The 15,845-nt window shown below is 46.5% G+C and carries 14 protein-coding genes; 12 read left to right on the top strand and 2 right to left on the bottom strand.

Annotated features, from left to right (window positions below; translation table 11 throughout):
* Positions 1-195 precede the first annotated feature (195 nt).
* The 7 genes from LCF57_RS18905 (at position 196) to LCF57_RS18870 (ending at position 9,385) form a co-directional block, all read left to right on the top strand.
* The gene (locus LCF57_RS18905; RefSeq protein WP_226002082.1) at positions 196-792 is read left to right on the top strand and encodes a GNAT family N-acetyltransferase; all 597 of its coding nucleotides are present in this window, start codon (positions 196-198) and stop codon (positions 790-792) included.
* The gene (locus tag LCF57_RS18900) at positions 776-1,543 is read left to right on the top strand and encodes an energy-coupling factor transporter transmembrane component T family protein (RefSeq protein WP_226002081.1); all 768 of its coding nucleotides are present in this window, start codon (positions 776-778) and stop codon (positions 1,541-1,543) included. Before LCF57_RS18905 ends, LCF57_RS18900 begins: the two co-directional genes overlap by 17 nt.
* Before the next feature lie 158 nt (positions 1,544-1,701).
* Positions 1,702-2,289 (top strand): ECF transporter S component, encoded by a 588-nt coding sequence (locus LCF57_RS18895; RefSeq protein WP_226002088.1) that lies wholly within the window; start codon positions 1,702-1,704, stop codon positions 2,287-2,289.
* Positions 2,290-2,346: 57 nt separating this feature from the next.
* Positions 2,347-3,906: an ABC transporter ATP-binding protein gene (locus tag LCF57_RS27955; RefSeq protein WP_318840719.1), complete on the top strand. Its 1,560-nt coding sequence runs from the start codon at positions 2,347-2,349 to the stop codon at positions 3,904-3,906.
* Positions 3,907-4,078: 172 nt separating this feature from the next.
* Complete coding sequence (locus LCF57_RS18880) at positions 4,079-5,593, top strand: MDR family MFS transporter (RefSeq protein ID WP_226002080.1); 1,515 nt, start codon at positions 4,079-4,081, stop codon at positions 5,591-5,593.
* 627 nt (positions 5,594-6,220) lie between these two features.
* Positions 6,221-7,720 (top strand): glycoside hydrolase family 68 protein, encoded by a 1,500-nt coding sequence (locus LCF57_RS18875; RefSeq protein ID WP_318840717.1) that lies wholly within the window; start codon positions 6,221-6,223, stop codon positions 7,718-7,720.
* 105 nt (positions 7,721-7,825) lie between these two features.
* Complete coding sequence (locus tag LCF57_RS18870; protein WP_318840716.1) at positions 7,826-9,385, top strand: glycoside hydrolase family 32 protein; 1,560 nt, start codon at positions 7,826-7,828, stop codon at positions 9,383-9,385.
* Positions 9,386-9,520: 135 nt separating this feature from the next.
* Here LCF57_RS18870 and LCF57_RS18865 read toward each other — a convergent pair whose 3' ends face one another.
* Positions 9,521-9,985: a MarR family winged helix-turn-helix transcriptional regulator gene (locus tag LCF57_RS18865; RefSeq protein WP_226002079.1), complete on the bottom strand. Its 465-nt coding sequence runs from the start codon at positions 9,983-9,985 to the stop codon at positions 9,521-9,523.
* Between the two features lie 286 nt (positions 9,986-10,271).
* On the opposite strand from LCF57_RS18865, the gene LCF57_RS18860 reads away from it, so the two are divergent.
* Together LCF57_RS18860 and LCF57_RS18855 are read left to right on the top strand one after the other, a co-directional pair.
* Positions 10,272-10,694 carry a hypothetical protein gene (locus LCF57_RS18860; RefSeq protein ID WP_226002078.1) on the top strand — a complete coding sequence of 141 codons (423 nt, stop codon included), beginning with the start codon at positions 10,272-10,274 and terminating at the stop codon, positions 10,692-10,694.
* Between the two features lie 203 nt (positions 10,695-10,897).
* Positions 10,898-12,265 (top strand): amino acid permease, encoded by a 1,368-nt coding sequence (locus tag LCF57_RS18855; protein WP_226002077.1) that lies wholly within the window; start codon positions 10,898-10,900, stop codon positions 12,263-12,265.
* On the opposite strand, the gene LCF57_RS18850 is transcribed toward LCF57_RS18855, so the two are convergent.
* Entirely contained in the window at positions 12,262-12,861 is a 600-nt protein-coding gene (locus tag LCF57_RS18850) for a LysE family translocator (RefSeq protein WP_264083708.1), read from the bottom strand. The genes LCF57_RS18855 and LCF57_RS18850 overlap by 4 nt on opposite strands.
* A 258-nt stretch (positions 12,862-13,119) precedes the next feature.
* Between LCF57_RS18850 and LCF57_RS18845 the strand changes: the two genes are divergently transcribed.
* The 3 genes from LCF57_RS18845 (at position 13,120) to LCF57_RS18835 (ending at position 15,738) form a co-directional block, all read left to right on the top strand.
* Entirely contained in the window at positions 13,120-14,088 is a 969-nt protein-coding gene (locus tag LCF57_RS18845) for an SIS domain-containing protein (RefSeq protein ID WP_226002076.1), read from the top strand.
* A 28-nt stretch (positions 14,089-14,116) separates the two neighbouring features.
* Positions 14,117-14,929 carry a PfkB family carbohydrate kinase gene (locus LCF57_RS18840; RefSeq protein WP_226002075.1) on the top strand — a complete coding sequence of 271 codons (813 nt, stop codon included), beginning with the start codon at positions 14,117-14,119 and terminating at the stop codon, positions 14,927-14,929.
* Between the two features lie 95 nt (positions 14,930-15,024).
* Positions 15,025-15,738, top strand: coding sequence for a GntR family transcriptional regulator (locus tag LCF57_RS18835; protein WP_226002074.1), 714 nt, complete (start codon positions 15,025-15,027; stop codon positions 15,736-15,738).
* Positions 15,739-15,845 lie beyond the last annotated feature (107 nt).

Genomic DNA, 15,845 nt, shown 5'->3' with positions numbered 1-15,845 from the left:
CCTGGAGAAACAGGGGTAACACCCCGTTTCTCCCAGATACCAGACCATTATTATGTAAAGAAAAAGAACCCGCGTCTCAAAAAGACGGGGTTTCTCGACAATCTGTCAACCTTAAAGAAGGTTGTGTTTGTTAGAGGTGTATGCTTAAATGTAGCGTATATTTATTGTCATTAGATGCAGGAAGGATGATTGAACATGTGTGCATATGCATGTAAGGGGCATATACCACCGCTGGAAGGCCCGCGACTTCGTCTACGAAGGATGGAAACCGCGGATGCAGCTGCAATGTTCACGTGCTGGTCTGACGCGGAGGTTCGCCGTTATTTGAACCTTTCCGGTATGTCTGGACGTGAGGATGCAGAGGATATGATTGAGCTGTTGAATGATCTCGCGAAGACGGAGGATGCACTGCGCTGGGGAATCGAACTGAAGGAGAACGGAAAGCTGATTGGAAGCTGCGGCTTTAATTATTGGCAGACCGAGGGGGCTTATAAAGCTGAAATTGGCTATGAGCTGGCCAAGCGCTATTGGCGACAGGGCTACATGACCGAGGCGCTGCGGTTGGTGCTGTCATTCGGGTATAACACGATACGGTTGAATCGGATGGAAGCATTGGTGGACCCGCGCAATACAGGCTCGCAAGCCTTGCTGTCCTCAATGGGCTGGACACAGGAAGGGCTGTTGCGGCAGGTGCAGCATACGTCTACAGGCTTTAAGGATATGCTGATGTATTCTTTACTGCATGAGGAGTGGCTCAGACTGGAGGCGAAACGCAATGCTGTTTCAGTATAACGGCGGGTCGTCACTGTTGCACAGGCTGGGACCATTAAGTAAGCTGATTTGGGTGGGGTGCTTTAGTCTGCTGTCGATGGCATGGGATTCGACGCTGCATGAAGCGGCGCTATTGGCTGTACTGATCGCTGTGGCCTGGCTAGGCGCACGTCTGACCTTGGTACGCCAGCTTCGGGCAATGTCATTCCTGATTGGTTTGGGTATTCCGTATTTTATACTGTCTATTCTGGCGATTCGTGAAGGACATACAATGATGTCCTGGGGACCGATTGTGATTACAGCAGAAGGACTGGATATCGCAGGGGCGTTAACGCTGCGGATTTTTGTACTGTTTTTGGCTTCTTATATCTATCTCTCGACAACGGACCCCAGAGATTTTGTACAGGCTTTGAATCTGCGTTTGCGTGTTCCTTATCGGTTTGCGTTCGGTATTTCGGTGGCGCTGACGTTTTTGCCTTTGCTGGAAGAAGAAGGACGTACAATTATGGCGGCACGGCGGGTTCGTGGGCAGGAACCACCACGAGGGCTGAGAAATCGTTTAGCCTATTGGAGCGGATATGCGGCTGCCGTACTCGTGAATGCGGTGAGACGAGTCCAGCAGACTGCGCTGGCTATGGAGGGAAAAGGTTTTGGTGCTTATGCAGACCGGACTTATTTTCGCACTCTGGAGAGTGGACGTTCCAGCTATCTAGGTACTATGGTCGCTATGGTCGCTGTAATAGCTACGGCTGTTTTATGGTGGAGCTTATAAACGACACCCCTTTTTTTAATCTTATTGTCAACTTTTAAAATAAATTTTGGTTGACAATATAAGAGCGGGTGAATACATTTATACAGTAGCAGCTTGTACAGGGAACGGGGCTGTTACCTTAAACAATTAGATTATGGAGAGGAGTTATGAAAATACATATGAAGGAATCTCGTATTTTCGCAAAATTTACGACGCTGGATATCGTGCTGATGGCGATGCTGGCAACGTTGAACGGCGTCATGACTGTTTATTTGTCGCTGGTTAACAAAACGTTAAACAGTCTGGGAGGGCCTATCGCGACTTCCGTTATTGTTGGACTATACATGATATACGGTTTGCTGGCTTATTATATTATTCGTAAGCCGGGTACGGCGGTTATTGCTTATTCATTTGGCGCAGTGGTACAGTCCTTCATAGGCTCTGCTTATGGATTCGCTGCAATCATCGCGGCGGCTGTCTGCTATATGATCGTTGCTGAATTGGTATTTGCTTTATTGCGATATCGACGCTGGAATGCGGTTTCGCTGATGCTGGCGGGTGGAGCTATGGTTCCGTTGTGGTTTATCGTGGCAGCCAATATGTTTGGCTATATGCATTGGGGCTGGAAGGTGCTTACAATTACACTGGTCGTGCGCATGCTCAGCGGTATCATCCTGTGTGGTCTGCTCACGAAAGTGTTGGGCGATGCCTTGAATCGTACGGGTCTGTTAAAACGGTTTGAACTGGGACGCGCTTCGCGTGCATAGCTATGACTTTGTACGAGGTTGTATCCTTCAAAAATGGGGATAGAGGACATTTTGGTGATGAATGAACATAGCGATTATGAATCTGGATGTAAAATAGCCGTGTCCTTGAAGGATTTTGGCTACCGTTATGATGATCAGGCCGAGCCAGCGTTACATGGCTTGACGCTGGATATTATGGTAGGTGAGCATGTAGCGATTGTCGGAGCCAGCGGAAGTGGAAAGTCTACGCTGTGCCAGCTACTCCATGGTGGATTGTCCCGTTCCGGCGAGGGGGAACGGACTGGGGAGCTAACCGTGTACGGGATGGACCCCGATACGGCTGACCTGGCTGCTGTCGCCTCCACCGTCGGCGTCGTGCTTCAGGACCCGGATGCCCAGCTGGTGCAGGGAATCGTCGAAGACGAGATTGCTTTCGGGCCGGAGAACCTGCGCGTGCCTCCGGCAGAAATTGCGCAGCGCCTCACTGCTGCGCTGGAGGCCGTCGGCCTTGCTCCCGAACGCGGCTCCTTCGTGCGTCGCCTCTCGGGAGGCCAGCGCCAACGCACCGCCATTGCTGCGGTGCTGGCGCTGGAAGCGCCGCTGGTCGTGTTCGACGACGCAGCGGCTCAGCTGGACCCGCCGGCTGTACGCGATTTCGCCCTGCTATGCCGGCGGCTTCATGCCGCAGGCCGGACGGTGGTCACCGCGTCCGGCCGCATGGACGATGCCGCGCGGGCAGCGCAGCGCGTCATCGTCCTGAAGGGCGGGACCGTGCTGCTGCAAGGCCCGCCGGAAACGCTGCTGCGCCAACATGCTGCGCAGCTGGCGGCCTTGGGGCTGCTCCCCTCTCCCGCAGGGAGGGGAGACGTGCCGCGTGAGCCGGGGGCGAAGCCCGGCTCGGCGGCTGACTGCACCGGGCAGCCGTTGCTGGAGGTGAAGGGACTTGCCTTCACCTATCCCGGCAGCCAGCGGGCAGCGCTGGCAGGCGTAAGCCTTGCCCTTGCGCCCGGCGAACGAGCCGTTCTGCTGGGCGAGAACGGCTCCGGCAAAACCACGCTTGGCAAGCTGCTCATGGGCCTGCTGCCCACACCCAAAGGGTGTATGTGGTGGGAGGGAGAGGATATGGCGAAGCTGTCAATTCACCAGCTTGCCACCGAGATCGGCTATGTATTCCAGCAGCCTGAGCATCAGTTTGCGGCAGCGACGGTGTGGGAGGAATGTCTGTACAGCGTTCGCGCCAAGCTCGGTTTACGGAGCGGAGAGCCGATTCCCGCCGCGTATGAGGAAAGGGCACAGCGCTTGCTTGCAGCCGCCAGGCTGGATCGCAGGCTGGATGCCTCCCCGTACCTGCTGAGCGGAGGCGAAAAAAGGCTCTTGAGCGTAGCGGCACAGTTTATCCTGCCGAAAAAACTGTACATTTTGGATGAGCCTACCGCCGGAACGGATTACGAAGGAGCAAACGTCCTGCTCCGTATGTGCGCAGAACAGTCTGCCGAAGGTGCAGCCTTCCTGATCATCACCCACGATATGCAGGTAGCCGAAAGCTTTGCCAGCCATGTTCTGCATATGGAAGAGGGGCATCTCTTTAAATTGGAAAATAGTGAGATTTATCAAACGATTACAGTTGACAAAAATTGAGTGTATGTAGACAATAATATATATACATCGTACAAAACAGGCGGCCTATTATAGGCCGCCTGTTTACGATTATGCAGTGTGGGTAATACCGATTCGGTGCAGGCGAATCGACAGGTACAACACAGCTTATACAAGGAAAGGATCTGTGATTTGCTTGGGAAAAGATAAACCCATGAAGCGTGGGCTTGTGCTGACAGGTGTTCTGTTGGCGACGTTTCTGGCCGCGATTGAAGGAACGGTTATCGGTCCAGCAGGGCCGACTATTGTTAGTGAACTGGGCAGTGTGAATTTGCTCAGCTGGATTTTTACGGCATATTTGCTGACGATGGCTGTAACCACGCCTATTTTCGGTAAGCTTAGTGATTTATTTGGCCGTAAGCCGATTTTTCTGATTGGCTGTTCGTTGTTTGTGCTTGGATCTTTGCTGTGTATGCTAGCTGGCAGTATGGAGCAGCTTATTGTGTACCGAGCTATCCAAGGGATTGGAGCGGGCGGTGTTATTCCCGTTACCTTTACCATCATCGGAGATATATACAAAATGGAGGAACGCGGCAAAGTCCAGGGAATGATCAGCTCGGTATGGGGGATTTCTTCCTTGATCGGGCCTCTCTTGGGCGGTTACGTGGTTACTTATTTTGGCTGGGAATGGATTTTCGGCTTTAACATTCCCTTTGGACTGCTGGCGATGTTCTTCATCGCCCGTTACCTGCGGGAACAGGTAAGCAAGCGCGTTGCGCGTGTCGACGTGTCGGGAGCAATTACCTTTACCATCGGGATGACGGCCCTTTTGCTCGTATTGGCACTGGGCGGGCAGTATATCAGCTGGGCTTCTCCTGAATTGCTGGCCTTGGCTGCCGTAGCCATATTGTTCCTGATTCTGTTTTTGGTTATTGAAAAACGTGCTCAGGAACCGATGGTACCCCTGAAGCTATTCCGTATACGGGATATTGCTTTTTCCTGTGCCGCAGCGCTTCTGGTCAGCACCTTGCTGATCGGGCTGACCAGCTATCTACCACTATGGATTCAAGGCGTGCATGGTGGCGATGCCGCTTCATCCGGTCTGGCCCTCGCTCCGATGTCGGTCGGCTGGCTGTTTGGCTCCATGATCGGAGGGCGCATTTTACTGACGCTGGGTTCGCTTCGAACCTCGTTGATCGGGCTAACCCTGATTGTGTTGGGGGCCTTCGTCATGACCTTGATGGGGGAAACGACACCGATCGGGCTGCTCTTTCTGTCTACATTATTGTACGGATTGGGCTTTGGCTTCTCGATGACCGTGTTTACGATTATTGCCCAGTCCTCGGTCGGCTTCCAGCTGCGTGGTGCCTCCACAGCTTTGAATACGTTTCTGCGCACGCTGGGGCAAACGATTGGGGTCGCAGCCTTCGGATCTTGGCTGAATTATCGCATTGCTGCCCAGACAGCGGACGGACAGCTTACACAGCAAGGCATTACACAGGAGGATATTAATGGTCTGCTTGCACCTCATGCATCACAAAGTCTGAGTGAACAGGCAGCGGGGATACTCCGTTCTGTATTGGAAAACAGTCTGCATTCCCTGTTTATCATCATGGTCGTCATTGCGGTGATTAGCTGGTTTGTCGTGCTCGGGCTGCGAAACCGCGCACCGGGTACAGAAGAAGGAGCAGAGCAACGCATAATGTCACCACAGAGAGAACACGCGTAAAAGAGAATACGAATTCTTCATTAAAAGAGACAGTCCGGGACACCCCAATAAGGGTCCGGGCTGTCTTTTTTCAACTTCAACTATTTAGTTTTTCAGATTTAACTACTGGTTTTTGCTATACAGTACCCTCTGTGACACGCAGCAGTTAAGAATGAACTGGAGTTTTGATCTATTTTTTTTATGTCAGAATTAGAATATGTTAATAGTTATATAAGTAATTAAATGGTAAATTAGACTCAATAAAGCGTCATACAAAATTATTTCTTAATTGAATTGTTTGGTACGATAGAACTATTTTTTTGAATTCGTTTGCAAATAGAGCTTTTTGTGATTTTTTTTGAATGATTTTGGATGAAAATGAAGCAAGTAACCTAGCAAAACTAAATATGCAAAAAAAGCAAGTAACATTTTTTTCTGAATGTAATATGAATGAAAAAAAGCAAAATTTTTAGAAATTTACTAGGAAAATATGAGGATAAAATTCAGTGAGCATCCTGTTTTCAGCCTTAATAAAGGGGATTTTCAGTCTATATCAATCGTTTGTCATACCATATAAAATGGCCCTACCAACCAAAAAAGTTGGTTTCTAATCTAGATGGATTAATTAGAACAAGGGAGATGAAGTACTTGAAAATCAACAAAATTTTCAGAAAAGCCACCACATTAACGGTAGCAACCACAATGCTATTGGGAGGGGGCATTCAAGCTTTTGCTAAAGAAACGGATGAATCTGATCTCAAAACAGACAATGCATTTACCCAAATTACACGCCATGACATGTTGAATATTTTCAAACAGCAAGGTAAAGAGAAATTTGAGGTTCCGTCCTTTGATGCATCTACAATTAAGAATATTCCTTCCGCAAAAGGCCGCGACAGCTCAGGCAAGCTGATTGATTTCGATGTCTGGGACTCTTGGCCGTTACAAAATGCCGATGGCACAGTAGCCAATTACAAAGGGTATAATATCGTTTTTGGGTTGGCAGGCGATCCTAAAAGAGCAGAGGATACATTTATATATCTGTTCTATCAAAAAGCGGGTAATACCTCGCTGAGCGGCTGGAAAAATGCCGGAAGAGTATTTAAAGACAATGATAAATTACTTGCAAACGATCCGATTCTAAAAAATCAGTCAGAAGAATGGTCCGGTTCTGCTACCTTAACCTCTGATGGACAAGTACGTTTATTTTATACCAGCAGACAGCCCTTTGAGCCGAGTAACCAACTATACGGTAAACAAACCTTGACTACGGCTCAAATTAATCTCTCTCAGCCTGATGAGGAGACACTGAAAGTGGATGGTGTCGAGGATTTGAAACCGATCTATGACGGTGGAGATGGTAAAACCTATCAAAATGTTCAGCAAAGCGTCGGTGTAGATATGGATAACCATACGTTTAGAGACCCGCACTATGTCGAGGATCAAGGCCACAAATATATTATATTTGAAGCGAACACAGGGACAGAAACAGGCTACCAGGGCGAAGATTCTCTCCAAAACTCAGCTTATTATGGTGGCAATAACGAATTCTTCACGGAAGAGCTACGTAATCTGTTGCAAAGTCCCAAGAAAAAGGGAGCTGAATTGGCCAACGGCGCACTGGGCATCGTTGAATTGAATAATGATTATACTTTGAAAAAAGTAATGCCTCCTTTGATTGCGTCCAATCTGGTAACGGATGAAATTGAACGGGCGAATGTGTTCAAGATGAATGGTTTGTGGTACTTATTTACGAGCACAAGAGGTTCCAAGGTGACTGTTGATGCGATCGGTGACGATGATATTTACATGCTGGGTTATGCTTCTACTTCCTTGACTGGGCCTTACAAACCGTTGAATGGAACCGGTCTCGTTCTTCATCAGGATCTGGATCGTGATGATATTACCTGGACTTATGCCCATTTTGCTATCCCGCAAGGTAAAGGAAATAACGTAGTCGTTTCGAGCTATATGACCAATCGAGGGCTTTTCCCGGATCACAAGTCCACTTTCGCACCAAGCTTCCTGTTGAATATTAAAGGCTCGAAAACCTCTGTTGTGAAAAACGGTATTCTGGAGCAAGGGCAAATCACGATTGATCCAACGGATGACAAAAAAGAACCTCCATATGAGTATGGAAAGAAATAAGTAGGTAGATGCAGCATGTCCGAAGACGGCAGCTTGGTAGCTGACCGATCTGTCGTCTTCGGACGGTACATAACGATGCAATGGGAGGTAAGGAGGATCGTCATAATGAAAAAAATAGCTTCCAAGAGCATTTGGATACGATCCGTTGTAGTCATCACAGGCTTAACTATCTTCATAGCTATGGGTTGGAGTATGTACCAATGGGATGCGAGCAAAACTCCAATACCTCCTACAAACCCGACCTATCGGGCGGCCTATCATTTTACTGTTCCGGATAAGTGGAAAAATGATCCGCAGCGGCCCATTTATATGGATGGGAAATACCATTATTACTATTTATATAACCGAGATTATCCTGAAAAAAATGGTACAGAATGGCGGCACGCCACCTCAACTGATTTGGTTCATTGGCAGGATGAGGGCGTGTCGATCCCCAAATATACCAATCCGAATGGTGACCCGTGGTCTGGCTCGGTAGTGAGCGATGATAACAACAGTGCAGGGTTTGGCAAAGGTGCTCTGGTCGCTATTGTGACGCAGCCGTCTGCCAATGGAGGAAAGCAAGAGCAATTTTTATGGTATAGCATCGACAAAGGCAAGACATTTACTTCTTATAGCGACACTCCTGTGATGAAGAATCCGGGTACCCGGGATTTCAGAGACCCGAAAATCATATGGGATATGCGCAGCAATAAATGGATCATGGTCATGGCGGAAGGTACGAAGATTGGCTTTTATGAGTCTGACAACTTAAAGAAATGGCGTTATATGAGTGGCTTTAGCACCGAAAATATCGGACTTGTGGAGTGTCCCGACCTCTACCAAATGCGAGCGGACGATGGAACCTATAAGTGGATTCTGGGCGCAAGCGCAAATGGGAAATCAACAGGAGAACCTAACACATATGCCTATTGGACGGGAAATTTCGATGGGAACCATTTTTCCCCGGACGATAGTAAGCCCGAGTGGCTGGATTACGGCTTTGATTGGTATGGGGCGGTGACGTTCGAGGAAGGAAAAGGCAACGATAAATACAGCCACCGTTATGCGCTGGCCTGGATGAACAATTGGGATTATGCCAACAACACGCCTACGCTAAAAGAAGGCTTTAACGGGATGGACTCCATCGTTCGTCAAATTCGACTGAAACAAGTAGACGGACTAGGGTATCGCTTGGTTTCACAGCCGATCGAAGCTTTGAAGCAATTGCCAACCTCAATGAAGTCATTTGAACAGATCAGGGTGAATGGTACGTACACGCTTCCGGTGAAGGCAGAAGCTTATCAGCTAGAGGCGGATATTTCATGGTCAACGCTTAAAAATGCAGGCTTGAGACTACGAGAATCGAAGGATGGCAAACGTCATGTGGATGTCGGCGTTTCATTGGAAGGCCAATACTCTTATGTTAACAGAGGATATACAGGACAGCCGGATCAGAGTGGAGCCTATGTGGAGAGCAAGGCGCCCTTTGACGTGAACCATAAAAACGTTCACCTGAAAATTCTAGTCGATAAGACCAGTATCGAAGTTTTTGTAGACGATGGAGCAGTGGTGCACTCCAATTTAATCTTCCCTCGTATGGATGATCAGGGAATTACCCTTTTTGCCGATGGCGGTACAGCTGTTTTTAAGAATGTGGTTATCAGCAAATTTATTATTAAGTGAGCGATATGTGAGTCTATGACTATATTGTTTATAGTCATAGATATAGACATAAAGAGTCTGCCCCACTTTACACGTGGTGCAGACTCTTTGTGAAAAACGCCACTTACGGTTAGTCAATTAGTCGATCTGGTAAGTCTACTTGTGATAGGGTGACAGGTTATCGGCGCTGCGCCCCAATTTTTTAAGTAAACCGATAAGTTGATCTCTTTCGGTTTCGTTGATTCCGCTAAAGGCACGTTCAATCTGACGTGTATAGTCAGGGTAAATTTCGTCCATAACGCGTTGTCCTTCGTCCGTCAATTCTGCATATATAATCCGACGATCCTGGTCGCACGGGTGACGGTGCAAATAACCGCGGCTCTCCAGCTTGTCGATAACATAAGTAACATTTCCGCTTTGCAGTAGCAGCTTAGCTCCAATCTGTTGGATCGGCTGCGCCCCCTTGTGATATAGAACTTCCATCACGGCGAAGGCCGTTGGGTTGAAGCCCACCGTTTTGATGCCAGCAACCGCATGTTCGTTTACACTTTTGAATGACTTGGCAAACACGCTATATAAATGCATGGATTGCTGTGTCACCAATGTTCGGTAATCTATCATCTTCATTCCGCCTTTATGTATGGATTTGGGCATCCTTTGACCGCTCGGTTCGGATGACCGGGCAACCATACCCTTGTTACTAGCATAAAGGGATTTACGTAGGGAAAACATGCGATTTGTCACAGTAGCTGCTTTTTTAATTATTTAATTTCAAAGCTTTAAAGTAAATTTTTGAAAAATAAAGGTTTTGAATGTAAGAATATCGTTCCAGTTGGTTATATTAAAAAATAACCTAACAATATAAATCCCAAATAACAAAATAAGTACTTCAGAGGAGATGAGGCACATGGATACGGGTTCTTTTCGTTTTCAATTTCGTGATTCGCAGCAGGCCGCTCAAGCCTGTGAAACATTAAAGGAAATTGGATACGCTGCCAGCACAAACGGTGAAACGGGTCTTAGTGTTCATGTTGAGAACCAGGATGTTCTGTCTGCACTGGAAATTTGCCAAGCCTATGAAGGAAGCATCATCCAGACGGGAATTGTCTCTTTTCGTCCAGGTGGGCAAGGTAATATCGGTGTACAAAATCCAGGTTATAGCCCGGAGGATTGGATTATCCCGGCGCACATTATCAATGAAGATTGGAGCGAAGCGTATAAAAACGGCTCTTCTCAAACATATGACAATACGATACAGGAGCATAACGTGAGCTCTGATCAACAGCCGGAAGATGAAGTGGATGGCTTTTCCGGCAGTATCCATCTCTAACTTTCCATTACAGTATATAAAAAGCACCTTCACAACCATTGAAATCGTGGCCTTGAAGGTGCTTTTGCTTATATATGGGGCCTAATTTGTTACAGATCTGGGGAGGAGACTTAAATGAATTAGACATCCACATGAAATGGGAACGAAGGGGCAATCTAAAAAAGTGGACAACTCTGTCCCAAATTCAGGAATAGGGTGATTTTATGGGGAATAAGCCTTCTGCTCGCATGCAAAACGATCAAAAGTTAAAATGGTGGCAGCTTAGCTTGTTAGGGGTTGCAGGCACTATTGGCACAGGTTACTTTCTCGGGTCCGGCTTAGCGATTTCCATTGGCGGTCCGTCTGTTTTAATTGCATACTTCTTTGCAGCGGTTGGGACGTATGTCGTGTTTGATGCCCTTTCGCGTATGACAGCAGATCATCCAGAGCAGGGTTCTTTCCGTTCCTATGCCCAAAAAGCATTTGGGAGCTGGGCGGGCTTCGGTAGTGGTTGGGTCTATTGGTTCTCGGAACTGCTTATTAATGGGAGTCAGCTAACTGCGCTGTCCATATTCTCGCGCTTTTGGTTTCCTGAGGTACCGATGTGGATCTTTGCGGCAGGGTTCGGAATTCTCGGGCTGGTAATTGTTTTTTTTGGAAATAAAGGTTTTGACCGTGTTGAAAATGTACTGGCCATCATCAAGATGGCAGCGATTGTTATGTTTCTGGTTCTGGCTATTGCTCTTTTGGCAGGTTGGATTGGAGGAGGAAAATATAATCCTAGGCTCCCAATCCATTACAAAGATTTTTTTCCAACCGGCGGCATAGGGTTGTGGTCTTCTTTTATTTTTGCCTTTTATGCATACGGAGGTATTGAAGTACTCGGAATTATGTCTAACCGGCTCCAACAGCCTAAGGAAGCACCTAAAGCCGGAAAGGTGATGCTGATTACGCTGGTTACGGTATATATGCTTTCTATTGGCCTGGCTGTGGCTATGGTACCGTTAAGTGCCTTTAATCCAAAAGAAAGTCCTTTTGTGCTTGCGCTCAGCAGCGATCATTTGGCCTTTGTTCCCCATTTATTTAACGGAGTGCTTATCATTGCAGGTTTTTCAACGATGACCGCATCCCTATACGCAGAAACATCTATGATGATTACGCTTGCACAGGAAGGAGATGCTCCCACCTTATTTTCACGAAAGTGGAAGGGGAAATATCCTCTTTTTGCACTTAGTTTAATCTCCGTTGGACTAATCGCAGCCATTGTGATGTCGTTATTGCTACCGGGGAAAGTATATGAATATATCACAACTGCGGCTGGTTTAATGCTACTTTATAACTGGTGTTTTATATTGCTGTCTTCGGGAAAATTACTGGAGCCAAGCAGATCAAGCAACATTAAACGCTGGATCGGATTATTGTTGATCGTTATGGCTGTAGTCGGATCTTTTTTTCACAAGCTTAGCCGTCCGGGGTTTTACATTAGCCTACTGCTTGTCTTGTTGATTGCGATATGTGATTTCATTGTACAGTGGGTTCGCCGAAAGCATACGGTTAGATCCAGTCATCATGTCAAAAAAGCCAAGTCTTAGTGAAAAAACAGTAACTTTAATGCCTGTAAACCAAAATAAAGGCCAAAGCCTATAAGCGATAATCCGGACAGCCATGAGATGGTTTTAAGCACTCCGCTTTTTAGAAATCTTCGAAAAATACTTGAAGCGGCAGCCATAGTCACATCCCAGAGCAGCACGCCCAACACAATGGCTCCACTATATATCAATAGCTGCTGTACGGGATATGTTTCCGCGACGTTTGCCAGTATCGAGCCGTAAATGCCAAGCCAGAACAGGATGGAGATAGGATTAAATAATGACATCAGGAAGCCCGTCAGAAAGGAATTGGTTAATGTATTACTACTTCCCCTTAATTCGGCTTGCGCAATGACACCTGCATTTTTAATGCTTTCAAGTCCTGTATACACAAGCACGAAAAAACCAAACATCCATAAAAAAGCTTTAACAAATGGGGCATTAAGCAGGTGAATCATTCCCAAATAAACAAGCAGCATATAAATTATATCTGCGGTTATTGCACCGAGCCCAATAAACCAGGCGTGCCAAAACCCATGTTTGATACCTCGATCCAATTGTGCGCTATTGATCGGTCCAATGGGAGCCGAAAGTGACAAACCTAGAAAAATATAACCAAAAAATGTATTAATGCTGCTCTCCTCCTTGAGTATTTGTAGGATATTTGTCTATTAGTTTATTCGGACAAACTCACCTGTAAGAACGATATTTTTAGTTGTGAGAAAATTTTTTGCTCTAATCCTGCACAAAGGATTAGAGCTTTTTTAGGAATGGGCTTGACACTTTTGTCGAAAGCGCTTATATTTATCTCGTAAACAATACGTTATATAACGTTATATAAAAAAGGAGAGATAACAATGAATGTACAACAGACCGTTCAGACGATTTTTGAACAAATGAATGGAGAGATTTCCGAGGTTTATTTAGTGGCATGCGGAGGCTCACTAGTTGATATGTATCCTTCAAAATACTTTCTGGATAGTGAAGCAAAGAAGCTGATAGCAGGGATGTATACAGCGAATGAATTTGTGCATGCGCTGCCAAAACGGCTTGGTGAAAACTCAGTAGTCATTGTTTGCTCTCACGGAGGAAATACGCCGGAATCAGTAGCGGCTGCTCAATCAGCTAAAGAAAAAGGCGCTCACACGATCGGCTTAACCCATAACAGTGAAGCGACATTGCTTAACTACTCTGGTCATGTTTTCCTCTATGAATGGGGAGAGGAGAGTGATGTAAAAAATAATCCGATGGCCATTATTTTGGAGCTTACTGTTGAGTTGCTTAATATCACGGAAGGCTACGCTCATTACCAAGCTTTCCAGAACGGACTGGGGGCAATTAACGGAATTATTAACCGGGCCAAAAAGCAAGTTGAACCACGTGCTAGCGTATTTGCGGACAAATATCGCAAAGAGGAACTCTTCTATATCCTGACCAGCGGAGCATCCTATGGACATGCCTACGGATTTGCGATCTGTTCTCTGATGGAAATGCAATGGCTTCATGCGGTTTCAATCCACTCTGGTGAATTTTTCCACGGCCCGTTTGAAGTAACGGATAAAGAAACTCCATTTATTCTGATGATCAACGAAGGACGCACACGGGTACTGGATGAGCGGGCACGGACTTTCCTGAATCAATATGCCGAGAAAGTGGAAGTGATCGATGCGAAGGAGCTTGGAATTGGAACCATTGCCGACGAAGTCGTCGAGGTTTTTAATCCGGTTTTATTTTACAGCATCGTATGTGTTTATCGTGAAGCACTCGCTAATGTACGCAATCATCCACTGGAAACACGCCGTTATATGGGCAAAGTAGCTTACTAAGCGCACTTACCAACAGGAGGAAACCATCATGAAAGTTGTAGGCATTGGCGATAATGTGGTAGATAAATACGTTCATCTGCGCATGATGTACCCTGGCGGCAATGCGCTTAATTTCAGTGTGTTTGCCAAAAAAGCGGGAGTAGATGCTGCCTTTATAGGAGTATTCGGAGATGATAACGAAGCGCGGCATGTAGAACACACTCTCCGTGAGCTTAACATCGACATCTCCCGGTGCAGATATCACAGCGGGGAGAACGGCTGTGCACGTGTAACATTGGAAGAGGGAGACAGAGTATTTCTCGGGAGCAATGAGGGGGGAGTTACCCGTCTTCATCCACTGAAGCTGAGCGAGGATGACAAGGCCTATCTTCGCGGGTTCGACCTTATTCATACTGGCTTGTACAGTCATACGGGGCATTTGCTGTCTGAATTGGAGGCGCTGGGAATTCCTCTTTCCTTTGACTTCTCGGATGATTTTGCGGATACACAGGTGGAACAATATATTACGCATGCCGATTTTGCTTTTTTCTCGTGCAGCCACATGACAGACGAAGAGACACAGAGTTATGTCCGCTCTAAACGAAAAAAAGAAGGGCAGATTCTGGTTGCTACACGCGGTGGCGATAGATCTATCGCCTATGATGGAACAAGGTTTTATTTCCAAATGCCTGATTCCGTTGACGCTGTGGATACCATGGGGGCGGGAGACTCTTATATTACTGCCTTTTTACTGAGCTTTTTGAAAAACAAAAACATTCAGGATGCTATGGTAGAAGGCTCAAGGGTTGCCGCCGAGAGCTGTTTGATAGAAGGTTCTTTCGGATACGGCGTTCGTTATTAATATTCATTTTCAAATATCTTCACTTGTAAAAATATGTAACCTTTGATACTCTAAGTGGGAGTGATATAACGTTATATGACAAGTGAGGGTATCGTATGTTGAATTCAGAACAGGCAGAGCCATTATATATTCAATTACAAAAAGCGGTCAAAACCGCTATTCATAATGGAACATTTACACAGGGAAGTCGTATACCGACGGAAACTGAGCTAAGCGAGACCTATAATGTAAGTCGAATTACCGTAAGAAAGGCAATTGCCGAATTGGTTCATGAGGGGTATCTGACCAAACGTCAAGGCAAAGGCACCTTTGTCAATGTACCCAAAATCGGACGGAAGATTGAACATGTAATCAGCTTTACGGCTGCCTGTAAGTCCAACGGGCTCTCTTCACACAGTGTGGTCACAGAACGTGAAATTCTGGAAGCGGATGAGGAAATTGCACCTCAGCTACAGCTGCAACAGGGAGAGAAAGTGCTATATATTCAGCGCAAAAGATACGCCGGTGATCGACCGCTCATGCTGGAGAATAATTTTTATCCTTATGACCGGTTTGCTTTTCTAATGGACGAGCAGCTGGAGGGGTCTGTGTACGAACTACTGCGTGAAAAATACAGCATCGATCCTAATCAACCGGGAGAGACAATCCTACAAATCGCTTTGGCCGATGAATATCAGGCAAAGCTGTTGGAGACGGGCATCGGGCAGGCGTTGTTCTACATGCATACGATTATTTATGATCAGCACGGAAGCCCCGTTCATGTAGGTAAGCAGTACATCATCGGAGACCGTTATCAATTCTCAATATAAATCCGTTGCCTGTTACGCAAGGCTGTTCAGGTACGGCGTAGCTTCTGCTTCCATCCAAATAAGGAGAAGCAGAAGCATCATTATAACGTTATAATACATTATGATGA

Source organism: Paenibacillus sp. BJ-4 (assembly GCF_020404765.1).
Taxonomy (GTDB): domain Bacteria; phylum Bacillota; class Bacilli; order Paenibacillales; family Paenibacillaceae; genus Paenibacillus.
Note: the sequence above shows the minus strand (reverse complement) of the source record. Positions and strands in the feature narration are given on the sequence as shown.